We start from the raw sequence: 14516 nt of genomic DNA on the forward strand, positions 1-14516 counted from the left end.
AAGTCGGAAAATTGCAAAATAACTGACGATTTAAAGGAAAATAGTTTACTTTTGTTTTAAAAGTGATATGATAAAAGGGTACTACATAAAGTAAGGAGAATACGGTTTGGCTTTTAACAAATTGGAAAGCAGTAACAACCAGGAAATCATCTCTGAAGAAGTTGGTATCTTGAAAGAATTGTTGGATGATGCAACACGAGGCATGGCTGGAGAGCAAGGTCTCACAACAATCCAACATTTGGTTGAACTTTATGATGAAGGTGACTATGTGGCCCTTACACAAGCCATTTCAGAAATGACGAATGACGATATGGTCGTTGCATCACGTTATTTCTCTTTGTTACCTCTCTTGATTAATATCTCTGAGGACGTGGATTTGGCTTATGAAGTCAACCACAAGAACAATATTGATGAATCTTATCTAGGTAAGTTGTCTGAAACCTTTGATGTTGTCGCTGAAAGTGATAATGCACGTGACATTCTTGAACATGTCAATGTCGTGCCAGTATTGACAGCTCACCCAACTCAGGTTCAACGTAAAACCATGCTTGAATTGACTAACCACATTCACGAACTTCTCCGTAAGCATCGTGACGTTAAGGCTGGTCTTATTAATAAGGATAAATGGTATGCAGATTTGCGTCGTTATGTAGAAATTATGATGCAAACAGATATCATTCGTGAGAAAAAACTTAAGGTTAAAAACGAAATCACTAACGTTATGGAGTATTATAACTCCTCATTGATTAAGGCGATTACGAACCTATCACATGAATTCAAACGTTTAGCAGTTGAAAAAGGTATTGAACTCGACAATCCAACACCTATTACTATGGGTATGTGGATTGGTGGTGACCGTGACGGGAACCCATTTGTAACAGCAGAAACTCTTAAACTTTCTGCAACAGTACAAAGTGAAGTTATCCTCAACTACTATATCGAAAAAGTTGATAATCTTTACCGTTCATTCTCCCTTTCATCACGCTTGACTAAGGTTTCAGATACAGTAGCAGAGATGGCGAAACATTCTCCAGATACATCTGTTTATCGTGAAAATGAACCTTACCGTCGTGCTTTCAGTTACATCCAGTCTAAGTTGATTCAAACACTTCTTTTCTTTAAAGAAGGAAACTTCAGCAAGGAAAGAGTTGCTAAACGCCTTTCTGAAAATGTTCGTCTGGGTTCGGCTTCAACAGGTGAAGTAGTAGCTGATTACGTGCAACAACGTCTCAGCCAAAGTCTTCAAGCTGTCTCACAACAAACAACAGAATTCTACGAAACAGCAGATGCCTTCCATGACGATCTTTTGGCAATCAAAAATTCACTTCTTGAAAACGACGATGCTGTCTTGATTTCAGGTGATTTCGAAGAGCTTCTTCAAGCTGTAGAAGTCTTTGGTTTCTATCTTGCTACAATCGATATGCGTCAAGATTCAAGTGTTCATGAAGCATGTGTAGCAGAGTTGCTTAAATCTGCAAATATTGTTGATAACTATAGTGAATTAACAGAGGTTGAAAAAGTTGCGGTTCTTCTTAAAGAATTGCAAGAAGATCCTCGTACCTTGTCATCAACTAATGTGCCTAAGTCTGAAACACTTGAAAAAGAATTGGCAATCTTCCGCACTGCTCGTCTCTTGAAAGACTATATCGGTGAAGATGTCATCAAACAACATATCATTTCTCACACTGAGAGCGTTTCTGATATGTTTGAGTTGGCCATCCTTCTTAAAGAAGTTGGTTTGGTTGATACAGAACGTGCGCGTGTCCAAATTGTTCCACTTTTTGAAACTATCGAAGACTTGGAAAACTCTAATGATATCATGAAACAATATCTTGGTTATGATATCGTTAAACGTTGGATCAAGAATAGCAACAACTACCAAGAAATCATGTTGGGTTACTCAGACTCTAACAAAGATGGTGGTTACTTGTCTTCAGGTTGGACACTTTACAAAGCTCAAAACGAATTGACTAAGATCGGTGAAGAGCGTGGTATTAAGATTACCTTCTTCCATGGCCGTGGTGGTACTGTCGGTCGTGGTGGTGGCCCATCATACGATGCCATTACGTCTCAACCATTTGGTACCATTAAAGACCGTATCCGTTTGACTGAGCAAGGTGAAGTTATCGGTAATAAATATGGTAATAAGGATGCTGCCTACTACAATCTTGAAATGCTTGTTTCAGCTGCCCTTGACCGTATGGTAACACGTCAGATTGCAGACCCAGATGAATTGGTTGATTTCCGTGAAATTATGGACGGTATTGTTCATGATTCTAATGTTATCTATCGTGATCTTGTCTTTGGAAACGAACATTTCTATGATTACTTCTTTGAAGCAAGCCCTATTAAAGAAGTCTCAAGTTTGAATATCGGTTCTCGTCCAGCGGCTCGTAAGACTATTACTGAGATTTCTGGTCTTCGTGCGATTCCTTGGGTATTCTCATGGTCACAAAACCGTATCATGTTCCCAGGTTGGTATGGTGTGGGTTCTGCCTTTAATCGCTTTATCCAAGCTGAAGAAGGCAACCTTGAGAAACTTCAACATATGTTTGAAACATGGCCATTCTTCCGTTCACTTTTGTCAAACGTGGACATGGTGCTTTCAAAATCAGACATGAATATCGCCTTCCACTATGCACAATTGGCAGAGAGTGAAGAAGTACGCAGTGTCTTCAATATTATTTTGGATGAGTGGCAGTTGACTAAGGATGTTATTCTTGCTATTGAAAAACATGATGGCTTCCTTGATGAAAGTCCATCACTTAAAGCAAGTTTGGACTTCCGTTTACCATACTTCAATGTCTTGAACTACATCCAAATTGAATTGATTAAACGTCTTCGTAACAATGATTTGACCGATGACGAAATTAGCCTTATTCACATTACCATAAATGGTATTGCAACAGGTCTTCGTAACTCTGGTTAGTGAAGTAAAGTTCATCACTTTGGTGGTGGGCTTTTTGTTATGGTGAAAAATCTGTTATAATAAAACCATGATTGCTATGGAAACGATTGAAAAGCTGTCCAAAGAAAAGCTCCCCATGATAACGGTCTTGGCGGGCGAGGATTTAGGGCAGTATAGTCAAGCAAAAGAAAAATTTTTAAAACAAATTGGTTTTGATCCGGGTGACTTAACCTATTCTTATTTTGATATGTCTGAGACTGATTATCAAGATGCTGAGCTCGATTTAGAAAGCATGCCTTTTTTTGCAGATGAAAAGGTGGTCATTTTTGATCATTTCGCGGATATGACTACTGCTAAAAAATCGTATCTGGATGAGAAAGAGTTGAAGCGCCTTGAAAATTATCTTGAGTCTCCTGTTGAAACAACACGTCTTGTCTTGATGTCTGCAGGAAAGCTAGATGGAAAGCGTCGTTTAGTCAAACTTCTCAAACGTGATGCCATGGTGCTTGAAGCCAGTCCTTTAAAAGATGCAGAACTTAGAACCTATTTTCAAAAGCAGGCGCATCAAGAGGGGCTTACATTTGACACAGGAGTCTTTGAGGAACTTTTGATTAAGTCAAATTTTGACTTTTCAGATGTTCAAAAAAACTTAGCTTTTCTAAAGGGGTATAAAACGGAAGGAAATATCTCATCGCAAGATATTGCTGAGGCCATTCCTAAAAGTTTGCAAGATAATATTTTTGATATGACGCAACTTCTTTTGCGAGGCCATATCCAGAGTGTTCGTGAATTGGTTCATGATTTACGGCTTCAGGGTGAAGATGAGATTAAGTTGATTGCTGTTATGTTGGGACAATTTCGTACCTATTTACAGGTTAAACTCTTATCTGCTCAAGGCAAAAGTGAGCAGCAAATTGTTTCAAGTCTGTCAGATTATTTAGGGCGTAAAGTCAATCAATTTCAGGTTCGTTTTGCACTGAGAGATAGCCGTCCTTTGTCAGTAGCATTCTTAAAAAAGACGATTAAGATTTTAGTAGAGACAGATTACCAGATAAAAACAGGAACTTTAGATAAAGATTACTTGTTTGATTTAGCACTTTTAAAAATCGTATCAAACCGCTAGAAATTTGGAGTTTTCTTTGATTTTGTAAGCAAAATTTTTGAAAGCTCTACCACTTTACGGTAAAATGAAGAAAAAATGAAAAGAGGACCTTTACTATGGCAATTATCCTTCCAGACCTTCCTTACGCTTACGACGCTTTGGAACCATACATTGATGCTGAAACAATGACTCTTCACCACGATAAACACCACGCAACTTATGTAGCAAATGCTAATGCTGCTCTTGAAAAACACCCAGAAATTGGTGAAGATCTCGAAGCACTTTTGGCTGACGTGGAACAAATTCCAGCAGATATTCGTCAAGCACTTATTAACAATGGTGGTGGACACCTTAATCACGCACTTTTCTGGGAACTCTTGTCTCCTGAAAAACAAGAACCAACTGCAGAAGTAGCAGCTGCTATTAACGAAGCTTTCGGCTCATTTGAAGCTTTCCAAGAAGCTTTCACAGCAGCAGCAACAACTCGTTTTGGTTCAGGTTGGGCATGGCTTGTTGTTAACGCTGAAGGTAAGCTTGAAGTCGTTTCAACTGCTAACCAAGATACTCCTATCTCAGACGGTAAGAAACCAATCTTGGCACTTGATGTTTGGGAACATGCATACTACCTAAACTACCGTAACGTACGTCCAAACTACATCAAAGCTTTCTTTGAAATCATTAACTGGAATAAAGTTGCTGAGCTTTATGCAGCAGCTAAATAAGTTTAAAATTATCCTCACTATTGGGGATAATTTTTTTGTAATATGATTGTAAAATCTCCTTGATTTTTAGTGAATTATAGCTTAAACTATAATTGTTATGAAAAAAAAGAAAAAACATTCAAGCAAAAAGTATAGTGGAAGCCGCCGAAAAACTAAAGATAAAAAGAAAGATTCGGTAAAACAAGACCTTCAAAAAGACGTCCAAAAAGACACTAAAAAAGATGTCAAAAAAGGCGCTAAGAAAGACAACAAAAAAGCATCGAAAAAAGATGCTAAAAAGACTTCTAAAAAATCAGTAGACAAGAAGTCAGCTGAGGAAACAGTAGTACCAGTTGAACACAAGGAAAACGAAGCAAAAACTGAAACTTTGGCACTTAGAAGTAAGCGCTCTAAGAAATCTAAAGCTAAATCAAAATCATCTCGTGATGATAAAAAAGCTTATATTATCTTAGCCTTCCTAGGTGTTTTGGTAATTCTTCTGTTTGTTGCCATGCTTGCTTTAGCAGGACGTGGTAAACAAGCTGGTCACACTGGTGGTATTGGAAATATCTTCGGATCTAGTTCTAAAGTCACTAAAAAAGAAGACAAAGAAAAAGAGGAAAAGGTAACTCCAACTAATAAATCAGCCGAAGCTAAACAAGCCGTCATGGAAGCAGATGCAGATACCATGTATGGTAATGGCTTGTATTATGATTATGCTAACATGACATTGAACCAAGTGGTTGAAGCATTTATGGCTGACCAAGGTATTGAGTCTAGCCAAATTGCCTTTTCGTATAAAAATACCAAGACAAATGAGCAATTCTCTATGAATGATACTCAGCCAATGACTGCAGGATCAACTTATAAATTGCCACTAAACATGCTTGTCATGGATGAGGTTAATAAGGGTAAACTTTCTTTAACTGAACGTTTTGATATTACTAATACTGAGTATGAATACCAAGGTGAGCATGATAATTATGTTGCTGCTTTCGGTGGTTCAATGACTATTCCAGAGATGCAAGAATATTCTCTTGTATACTCTGAGAATACTCCTGCCTACGCTTTGGCGGAACGCCTTGGTGGTATGGAAAAATTCTATGGTATGCTCGATAAATACGGTAAATCAAAAGGTGAAGTGAAGACTATCCAAATGCATGGTAATAAGACAACAACAGATTATTACATTCAAGTTTTGGATTATCTCTGGAAACATCAAGATAATTACAAGGATATCCTTCACTACATTGGTGAGTCATTCCCTAATGAGTACTACAAGACATATCTTCCTAATCTGACAATTTATCAAAAACCAGGTTATGTCCGTGAAGCACTTAACGTTGATGCTATCGTTATGGAAGATACACCTTATATGGTTGCAATCTATACACGTTACCTTGGTGGATCAACTGAAAATTCAGATGAAATCAGCGGTTGGGGTCTCCAACAATTAGGAATGCTCTCTTATGTCATTAATGAGTGGCACCGTGTCAATATGAACTAATAAAGAAAAGCCGAATTTATCGGCTTTTTTTGGCTCTTTGTCAACTGTAGTGGGTGACGAAAAGCTAACATCTAGAGAGGACCTGATAGGTCTTCTCTTTTTTTATGTTCAGAGTGATTAAGATCCGCTTCCTAAAGTTGATGAAGTTTCTAAAACCAAATCCTAGACGTTTGATGTCTTTGATCAACTTGTTAGTCGCTTCAAGTTTTGCATTTGAATAGTCCGTTTCTAGTGCGTTTTTGATGTATTGCTTGTGTCTAAGAAAAGTCCTAAAGACAGTTTGAAAATAATGATTAACCTTGCTCCTATTTTCCTCTATCAGCTCAAAGAACTCAGCTACTCTCTTCTCCTGAAAATGAAAAAGTAAGATCTGATAAAGTGTATAGTAGTCGGTAAGCTCTTCTGAAAAGTCTAGTGTTTTCCCAACAACTTCATGTGGACTTAAGGTTTGGTGGAATGTCTTTGAATAAAAAGAGTTGAGAGATAACTTACGGCTGTCCTTTTGGAAGAGTCGCCAATGATTTTTCAAGGCTCGATAGGGTAGTGACTTCTTATCGAACTGGTTCATAATCGCAATTCTTGTCTTTAAAAAGGCACGACCAAGGTGCTGGATAATGTGGAAACGATCAAGAACGATTTTAGCGTTTGGAAAAAGTCTTTTGGCAAGTGGAATATAAGCTCCAGACATATCCATCGTGATAAACTGCACCTGTTGGCGAGCTTTTAATGGATACTTTAAAAAGTAGTTTCGTATAGAGGTTTGGCGACGATTATCAAGGATGGTTATGAGTTCGTTTGTCTCATAATTCTGCGCCACAAAAGCCAATTCCCCTTTCTTGAACCCAAACTCATCCCAGGACATAACAGCTGGAAGTTTGTCATAATGTTCTTTGAAAGTGAACTGGTCAAGCTTACGATAGACAGTGGACGTCGACACACGAAGTCTTCTGGCAATATCAGTTAGTGAGACCTTCTCAGTTAGGAGTTGTGCAACCTTTTGTCGGACTAGATTGGAGATTTGGCAGTTTTTCTCAACGATTGATGTCTCAGCTACCGTGACTCGTCTACAACTTTTACACTGAAAGCGACGTTTCTTCAGACGTAGTAGTGTTGGAGTTCCCGTTTGCTCGAGAAGAGGGATTTTAGAAGGCTTTTGAAAGTCATATTTGATCATCTTTCCTTGGCAGTGAGGACATGATGGTGCAGGGTAATCAAGTTTTGCTTGAATCTCTATATGAGTGTCAGTTTCAAAAACAAGTGAAATCTTGATATTTTGGTCTTTAATTCCGATTAATTCTGTGGTATTCTTAATAAGTCTCATAAGTTCTTCCTAATGATGGTTTGGTCGCTTTTCATTATAGTTCTTATGGGACTTTTTGTGTACACTTAAAAAGCTCTATAATCTCTACAGTGGTTTTACCCACTACAGAAATTATAGAGCCCTTTTTTTCTATATAATTGAACAAAAAGTAAGAAGTACTATCCCTAGAAAAAGAAATGGGACAAATGCGATGCATTCCTTGAGATTTCTTCGTAGAAGGAAGTAAGCTAGTCCTAATAGGCAGGCAATTTCGATAATAAGTAGTATTTTTGAAAATGGGAAAATAAGGGAGGCACTTGCTAAATAGAGAAAATCTCCTTCCCCAATATTTAGATGTTTCATATAAGAAAGGGTAGCGATGGTAATCCCCAAGGCAAATGTGAGGTAGTAGTTGCCCATGAATAAGAGTGGGACTGTTCCAACTATCCAAATCAGAAGCGGATAGGATTTATGTCTCAAATCAAAAATTGATAGACAAAGGCTGAAGTAAAGAAAGTAGGTTACTTCAAGACTTAAAAAGTCATAAAAATATAGAAGGCATATTACTCCACAAAATAGTTCCATAAAGAGGTAACGAAGAGGGATAGGAGTCTGACATGAACGACATCGAGATCTTAAGAAAAGTTGTGAGAGGATAGGGATCATCTCGAAAAAACACAACTGATGCTTGCAGTGACTACAGTGACTACTAGGAAAAATAATCGACTTTTCAAGAAAACGATCACAAATTAGTCCGATAAATGAACCTAAAGAGGCTCCTAGAAAAAAATAAATAATACTTAACATACCTAATTATTCGAAAAAGAGTGAGAAAAAGCATTTTACTTGCATCTTATTTAGAAATATTCTAAAATAAAAGTATAAATAATAGTAATTCTAAATAAGGAGAATTAATATGGTAGATTCAATTAAAGAAACAATCAATGAAACAGTTAACCAACAAGCTGAAACACCTTCATATACAAAAACTAAAGCAGTTTTGAATCAAGCAGTTGCTGATTTGTCTGTAGCGGCTTCAATTGTTCACCAAGTTCATTGGTATATGCGTGGTCCTGGTTTCCTCTATCTTCATCCAAAAATGGATGAATTGATGGATAGTTTGAATGCTCACCTTGATGTTGTTAGTGAACGTTTGATTACTATTGGTGGGGAACCATACTCAACTTTGGTAGAATTTTCATCTAATTCAGGCTTGACTGAAACTACTGGTACATTTGATAAACCAATGTCTGATCAAATCCAATTATTGGTTGATACATACAAATATTTGTCAGTATTGTTCCAAGTTGGTTTGGATATCACAGATGAAGAAGGAGATGCTCCTTCAAATGATATCTTCACTGCAGCTAAATCTGAAATTGATAAGACAATCTGGATGTTGACTGCAGAACTTGGACAAGCTCCAGGCTTGAGATAAGCATTTTTGAGTTAAGATGATTGTCAAGAGTTCCTCTAAAAGTGTATAATAGACGTAAAATACTTTTAGAAGAGGGGAGGCGGCGATATGTCTGAGCATCGACGTAGTCTAGGCGTTTATGAAGATGTCCTAAATCAGTTAAAAGCTAAAGGAATTCGGTTGACGGAATCTCGTAAAGCTGTTATTCGCTATTTGATGATGTCTGATCAACACCCTAGTGCAGATGTGATATATTATGACCTACTCCCTGACAATCCTGGGATGAGTTTGGCGACGGTCTATAACAACCTGAAGGTGTTGGTTGAAGAAGGGATTGTCTCTGAAATCAAGGTTAATAATGATAATACAACCTATTATGATTTTATGGGACATGACCACTTAAACATTGTTTGTGAAAAATGTGGTCACATTACTGACTTAGACTTACCGATTCCGTCTTTCAAGGAAGTGGTAGAATCACAAACTGGATTTCGCATTACTCGTGAACAGATGATTTTACATGGGATTTGCCCGAATTGTCAATAACCTGAGTCTAAATGACTTAGGTCTTTTTTGAAGTATACAATAATCTGTAAAGGTTTTCAAAACTATCTTGTCATGGCAGAAGCTTTTTGCTAAAATATTGCTATGAAAACTTTATATGACGTTCAACAGTTGTTGAAACAGTTTGGCATAGTAGTTTACCTGGGAAAAAGGCTCTATGATATCGAAATGATGAAGATTGAATTAGAAGCCCTCTACCAGAATGGTTTGGTGGACAAGGACAGCTACCTTACTGCTGAAATGATTTTACGACGTGAACATCGCATTGAAATGGAGAAAGAAAATGAGTAAAAAACTCTTGGGAATTGACCTTGGTGGAACAACTGTTAAATTTGGTATTTTGACTTCAGAAGGTGAAGTCCAAGAAAAATGGGCGATTGAAACAAATACGCTTGAAAATGGTCGTCACATCGTCCCTAACATCGTGGAGTCTTTGAAACACCGTTTGGAAATGTACGGACTTACTGCAGAAGATTTCATTGGAATTGGTATGGGTTCTCCAGGAGCTGTTAATCGTGAAAATAAAACGGTCACTGGTGCTTTCAACTTGAACTGGGCAGAAACTCAAGAAGTTGGATCTGTCATCGAAAAAGAACTCGGTATTCCATTTGCAATTGATAATGATGCTAACGTTGCTGCCCTCGGTGAACGTTGGGTTGGTGCTGGTGCTAACAATCCTGATGTTGTCTTTGTGACATTAGGAACAGGAGTTGGTGGCGGCGTTATCGCTGATGGTAACTTGATCCATGGTGTTGGCGGTGCTGGTGGTGAAATTGGCCACATTATCGTTGAGCCTGAAACAGGGTTTGAATGTACTTGTGGAAATAAAGGATGCTTGGAAACTGTAGCTTCAGCAACAGGTGTCGTACGTTTGGCACGTCATTTGGCAGAAGGCTATGAAGGTAACTCTTCTATTAAAGCTGCTGTAGATAATGGTGAGCAAGTAACAAGTAAAGATATTTTCGTTGCCGCTGCCGAAGGCGACAAGTTTGCTAATAGCATCGTTGACAAAGTCTCTGAATACCTAGGACTTGCAACAGCAAATATCTCAAATATTCTTAACCCAGATTCAGTTGTAATCGGTGGTGGTGTCTCAGCAGCTGGTGAATTCTTGCGTAGCCGTGTTGAAGGATACTTTACACGTTATGCATTCCCACAAGTTCGCCGTACAACAAAAGTGAAATTAGCAGAGCTTGGAAATGATGCTGGTATCATTGGAGCTGCTAGCCTTGCACTTACAATTGATAACTAATGAATGACAGAAGGTGTGTCTGACCAATTATAGGTGGACAGCACCTTTTTCTTGTTGAAAAACGTTTACAATCAGCTGAGCTCTGCCATTTTGTTGAAAATGTGGTATACTTTAAAAGTTGAAATAAAAATTAAAGAGGAAAAAATGACTAAACTTAGAGAAGATATCCGTAACGTAGCCATCATTGCCCACGTTGACCACGGTAAAACAACACTTGTTGATGAATTGTTGAAACAATCCCACACTCTTGACGAGCGTAAAGAGCTTGATGAGCGTGCAATGGACTCTAACGATCTTGAAAAAGAACGTGGAATTACCATCCTTGCCAAAAATACAGCCGTTGCTTATAACGGTACGCGTATCAACATCATGGATACACCAGGTCACGCGGACTTCGGTGGAGAAGTTGAACGTATCATGAAAATGGTTGATGGGGTTGTCCTTGTTGTCGATGCCTACGAAGGTACAATGCCTCAAACACGTTTTGTGTTGAAAAAAGCACTCGAGCAAAACTTGACACCTATCGTTGTTGTTAACAAGATTGATAAACCATCAGCTCGTCCTGAAGAAGTTGTTGATGAAGTTCTTGAACTTTTCATCGAGCTTGGTGCTGATGATGATCAGTTGGAATTCCCAGTTGTGTATGCTTCAGCGATTAACGGAACATCATCGTTGTCAGATAACCCTGCTGATCAAGAGCACACTATGGCTCCAATCTTTGACACTATTATTGACCACATCCCAGCTCCTGTAGATAACTCAGATGAGCCTCTTCAATTCCAAGTGTCACTTCTTGACTACAATGATTTCGTTGGACGTATCGGTATTGGACGTATCTTCCGTGGAACTGTAAAAGTCGGTGACCAAGTTACCCTTTCAAAACTTGATGGAACAACAAAGAACTTCCGTGTTACTAAACTTTTCGGTTTCTTTGGTTTGGAACGTCGTGAAATTGAAGAAGCAAAAGCTGGTGATTTGATTGCCATCTCAGGTATGGAAGACATCTTCGTTGGTGAAACAATTACACCAACTGATGCTGTTGAACCATTGCCAGTTCTTCGTATTGACGAACCAACACTTCAAATGACTTTCTTGGCTAATAACTCACCATTTGCAGGTCGTGAAGGTAAACACGTGACATCACGTAAGGTTGAAGAACGACTTTTGGCAGAGTTGCAAACAGACGTTTCTCTTCGTGTTGATCCAACTGATTCTCCTGATAAATGGACTGTCTCAGGTCGTGGTGAATTGCACTTGTCAATCCTTATCGAAACAATGCGTCGTGAAGGTTACGAACTTCAAGTATCTCGTCCAGAAGTTATCATCAAAGAAATTGATGGCGTGAAATGTGAGCCATTTGAACGTGTTCAAATTGATACTCCAGAAGAGTACCAAGGTTCTATCATCCAAGCCCTTTCAGAACGTAAAGGTGACATGCTTGATATGCAAATGGTTGGTAACGGTCAAACACGTCTTATCTTCCTTGTACCAGCTCGTGGTCTTATCGGATTCTCAACTGAATTCTTGTCTATGACACGTGGTTACGGTATCATGAACCATACTTTCGACCAATACTTGCCAGTTGTTGCTGGTGAAATTGGTGGACGTCACCGTGGTGCCCTTGTTTCTATCGATACAGGTAAAGCGACAACTTACTCAATCATGCGTATCGAAGAACGTGGTACAATCTTTGTTAACCCAGGTACTGAAGTTTATGAAGGTATGATTGTTGGTGAAAATGCTCGTGAAAATGACCTTGGTGTCAATATCACTACAGCAAAACAAATGACAAACGTGCGTTCAGCAACTAAGGACCAAACGGCTGTTATCAAGACTCCACGTATCTTGACTCTTGAAGAATCACTTGAATTCTTGGATGACGATGAGTACATGGAAGTAACGCCTGAATCTATCCGCTTGCGTAAACAAATTTTGAATAAAGCAGAGCGTGATAAAGCCAATAAACGTAAGAAAAAAGCAGCAGAAGCTGAATAATATATAGAGAGGAGAAGAGATGTTTTATCTGATTGTTGCTATATTGATTGCATCATTCTATTTCTTTATTGCACCAAAGTCGGTAAAAAACACCATGAATCTTCTCTTTGTCATGGCTACCTTAGCATTGCTCCTACTTTTAGCAGTGCTATCAATCATTAAATTCTTCAGTTTACCTGGTGAGTTCTTTGTTACGGTGGGAATGCTTGTATTGAGCTATTTCACCTTGAAAGATTTTTTCGCCATGTCAGAGCTTAATCATGAAAAAGCTGAACATGAAGATAAATAAGTAGCATGAGATTAAAAGTCAATCGAATAGATTGGCTTTTTCTTTTGCCAAGAAGAGGTAACTCCTTGAAATAGCTTGGGATAAAGGGTAAAATGATTATGATACAATTTGAGAGAATGGACGAATTATGAAATCAGTAACACAATTTGAAAATAAAAAAGTTTTGGTCCTTGGTTTGGCTAAATCTGGTGAAGCAGCTGCCCGCCTATTGGCTAAGTTGGGTGCTATTGTCACAGTAAATGATGGGAAACCATTTGAGGAAAATCCATCAGCACAGACGCTTCTTGAAGAAGGGATTAAGGTTGTCTGTGGCGGACATCCTCTTGAACTATTGGATGAAAATTTTGAATTAATGGTGAAAAATCCTGGAATTCGTTATGACAATCTAATGGTAGCTCGTGCACTTGAAAAAGGCATTCCTGTTTGGACTGAAGTGGAATTAGCTTACCTAGTATCTGAAGCACCTATTATCGGTATTACAGGCTCAAATGGTAAGACAACAACGACAACTATGATTGCTGATGTCCTAAACCATGGTGGCAAATCGGGTGTCTTGTCTGGAAATATCGGTTTCCCTGCGTCAGAAGTTGCACAGTCAGTTACTGCTCAAGATACCTTAGTTATGGAATTGTCTTCTTTCCAATTGATGGGGATTGACAGCTTCCATCCACATATTGCTGTGATTACTAACTTGATGCCGACACATATTGACTATCATGGTAGTTTTGAAGAATATGTGGCTGCCAAATGGAATATTCAAAATCAGATGACTGCGGATGATTTTGTTGTTTTGAACTTCAATCAAGACTTGGCTAAGGAATTAGCTACACAAACTAAAGCACAAGTAGTACCATTCTCAACAGTGGAAAAAGTAGATGGTTCCTATCTTGAAAATGGTGGTCTCTACTTCAAAGGTGAATTGGTGATGCAAGCTGATGAGATTGGCGTTCCTGGTAGTCACAATGTTGAAAATGCCTTGGCAACTATAGCTGTAGCAAAATTGTCAGGTATCTCAAACCAAGCTATCAAGGAAACCCTCGCAAGCTTTGGTGGGGTTAAGCACCGTCTCCAATTCGTTGACACTATCGATGAAGTGAAATTCTATAATGATAGTAAGTCAACAAACATTTTAGCGACACAAAAAGCACTTTCTGGTTTTGATAATAGCAAAGTCATTTTGATTGCCGGTGGTTTGGACCGTGGTAATGAATTTGATGAACTCATTCCTGACATTACTGGTCTTAAGAAAATGGTGATTTTAGGAGAATCAGCTCCCCGTGTCAAACGTGCTGCTGATAAAGCGGGCGTGACTTATCTTGATGCCAAAGATGTGGCAGATGCGACACGTATTGCTTTTGATCAAGCAAGTGCAGGAGATGTTGTCTTGTTGAGCCCTGCAAACGCAAGTTGGGATATGTACAAGAATTTCGAAGTGCGTGGTGACGAATTTATCACAACTGTTGAGCAATTGAAGGGATAGT

12 protein-coding genes and 1 pseudogene are annotated in these 14516 nt (G+C 38.6%); 11 read left to right on the forward strand and 2 right to left on the reverse strand.

Annotation, left to right across the window (positions count from 1 at the left end; genetic code table 11):
* Positions 1-106: 106 nt before the first annotated feature.
* From ppc to A6J31_RS02940, 4 genes are all read left to right on the forward strand, one after another.
* Entirely contained in the window at positions 107-2929 is a 2823-nt protein-coding gene (gene ppc / locus A6J31_RS02925) for a phosphoenolpyruvate carboxylase (RefSeq protein ID WP_021144379.1), read from the forward strand.
* Positions 2930-2996: 67 nt separating this feature from the next.
* On the forward strand, positions 2997-4031 hold the full coding sequence (gene holA / locus A6J31_RS02930) for a DNA polymerase III subunit delta (RefSeq protein WP_048790741.1): 1035 nt from the start codon (positions 2997-2999) through the stop codon (positions 4029-4031).
* Between the two features lie 95 nt (positions 4032-4126).
* Positions 4127-4732 carry a superoxide dismutase SodA gene (gene sodA / locus A6J31_RS02935; RefSeq protein WP_004182735.1) on the forward strand — a complete coding sequence of 202 codons (606 nt, stop codon included), beginning with the start codon at positions 4127-4129 and terminating at the stop codon, positions 4730-4732.
* 97 nt (positions 4733-4829) lie between these two features.
* A complete protein-coding gene (locus tag A6J31_RS02940) occupies positions 4830-6218 on the forward strand; it encodes a serine hydrolase (RefSeq protein ID WP_080610408.1) in 1389 nt (462 codons plus the stop codon).
* A 71-nt stretch (positions 6219-6289) separates the two neighbouring features.
* Here A6J31_RS02940 and A6J31_RS02945 read toward each other — a convergent pair.
* Both A6J31_RS02945 and A6J31_RS02950 read right to left on the reverse strand, forming a co-directional pair.
* Positions 6290-7539 (reverse strand): annotated as a pseudogene (locus A6J31_RS02945) (ISL3 family transposase).
* Between the two features lie 129 nt (positions 7540-7668).
* Positions 7669-8325, reverse strand: a complete 657-nt coding sequence (locus A6J31_RS02950; RefSeq protein ID WP_080610410.1) for a prepilin peptidase — start codon at positions 8323-8325, stop codon at positions 7669-7671.
* 109 nt (positions 8326-8434) lie between these two features.
* On the opposite strand from A6J31_RS02950, the gene A6J31_RS02955 reads away from it, so the two are divergent.
* The 7 genes from A6J31_RS02955 (at position 8435) to murD (ending at position 14515) form a co-directional block, all read left to right on the forward strand.
* Positions 8435-8956: a Dps family protein gene (locus A6J31_RS02955; RefSeq protein ID WP_014634248.1), complete on the forward strand. Its 522-nt coding sequence runs from the start codon at positions 8435-8437 to the stop codon at positions 8954-8956.
* An 87-nt stretch (positions 8957-9043) separates the two neighbouring features.
* Positions 9044-9481 carry a Fur family transcriptional regulator gene (locus A6J31_RS02960; RefSeq protein WP_080610411.1) on the forward strand — a complete coding sequence of 146 codons (438 nt, stop codon included), beginning with the start codon at positions 9044-9046 and terminating at the stop codon, positions 9479-9481.
* Between the two features lie 102 nt (positions 9482-9583).
* Entirely contained in the window at positions 9584-9790 is a 207-nt protein-coding gene (locus tag A6J31_RS02965; protein ID WP_014634249.1) for a YqgQ family protein, read from the forward strand.
* A complete protein-coding gene (locus A6J31_RS02970; protein WP_014634250.1) occupies positions 9783-10751 on the forward strand; it encodes an ROK family glucokinase in 969 nt (322 codons plus the stop codon). The genes A6J31_RS02965 and A6J31_RS02970 overlap by 8 nt, the downstream gene beginning before the upstream one ends.
* 144 nt (positions 10752-10895) lie before the next feature.
* Positions 10896-12746: a translational GTPase TypA gene (gene typA / locus A6J31_RS02975; protein ID WP_002884130.1), complete on the forward strand. Its 1851-nt coding sequence runs from the start codon at positions 10896-10898 to the stop codon at positions 12744-12746.
* A 19-nt stretch (positions 12747-12765) separates the two neighbouring features.
* Positions 12766-13035 carry a DUF3165 family protein gene (locus A6J31_RS02980; protein ID WP_002884134.1) on the forward strand — a complete coding sequence of 90 codons (270 nt, stop codon included), beginning with the start codon at positions 12766-12768 and terminating at the stop codon, positions 13033-13035.
* A gap of 127 nt (positions 13036-13162) precedes the next feature.
* A complete protein-coding gene (gene murD, locus A6J31_RS02985; protein ID WP_080610412.1) occupies positions 13163-14515 on the forward strand; it encodes a UDP-N-acetylmuramoyl-L-alanine--D-glutamate ligase in 1353 nt (450 codons plus the stop codon).
* Position 14516: the final 1 nt, after the last annotated feature.

This window comes from Streptococcus sp. FDAARGOS_192 (assembly GCF_002073815.2).
GTDB classification, from domain to species: domain Bacteria; phylum Bacillota; class Bacilli; order Lactobacillales; family Streptococcaceae; genus Streptococcus; species Streptococcus salivarius_H.

What these genes read in the sequence shown, in the direction of transcription:
- A6J31_RS02980 (WP_002884134.1), top strand. Translation starts at nt 12,766, where the DNA reads ATGTTTTATCTGATTGTTGCTATATTGATTGCATCATTCTATTTCTTT.
- A6J31_RS02940 (WP_080610408.1), top strand. Translation starts at nt 4,830, where the DNA reads ATGAAAAAAAAGAAAAAACATTCAAGCAAAAAGTATAGTGGAAGCCGC.
- typA (WP_002884130.1), top strand. Translation starts at nt 10,896, where the DNA reads ATGACTAAACTTAGAGAAGATATCCGTAACGTAGCCATCATTGCCCAC.
- A6J31_RS02965 (WP_014634249.1), top strand. Translation starts at nt 9,584, where the DNA reads ATGAAAACTTTATATGACGTTCAACAGTTGTTGAAACAGTTTGGCATA.
- A6J31_RS02970 (WP_014634250.1), top strand. Translation starts at nt 9,783, where the DNA reads ATGAGTAAAAAACTCTTGGGAATTGACCTTGGTGGAACAACTGTTAAA.
- sodA (WP_004182735.1), top strand. Translation starts at nt 4,127, where the DNA reads ATGGCAATTATCCTTCCAGACCTTCCTTACGCTTACGACGCTTTGGAA.
- A6J31_RS02955 (WP_014634248.1), top strand. Translation starts at nt 8,435, where the DNA reads ATGGTAGATTCAATTAAAGAAACAATCAATGAAACAGTTAACCAACAA.
- murD (WP_080610412.1), top strand. Translation starts at nt 13,163, where the DNA reads ATGAAATCAGTAACACAATTTGAAAATAAAAAAGTTTTGGTCCTTGGT.
- A6J31_RS02950 (WP_080610410.1), bottom strand. Translation starts at nt 8,325, where the DNA reads ATGTTAAGTATTATTTATTTTTTTCTAGGAGCCTCTTTAGGTTCATTT.
- A6J31_RS02960 (WP_080610411.1), top strand. Translation starts at nt 9,044, where the DNA reads ATGTCTGAGCATCGACGTAGTCTAGGCGTTTATGAAGATGTCCTAAAT.
- holA (WP_048790741.1), top strand. Translation starts at nt 2,997, where the DNA reads ATGATTGCTATGGAAACGATTGAAAAGCTGTCCAAAGAAAAGCTCCCC.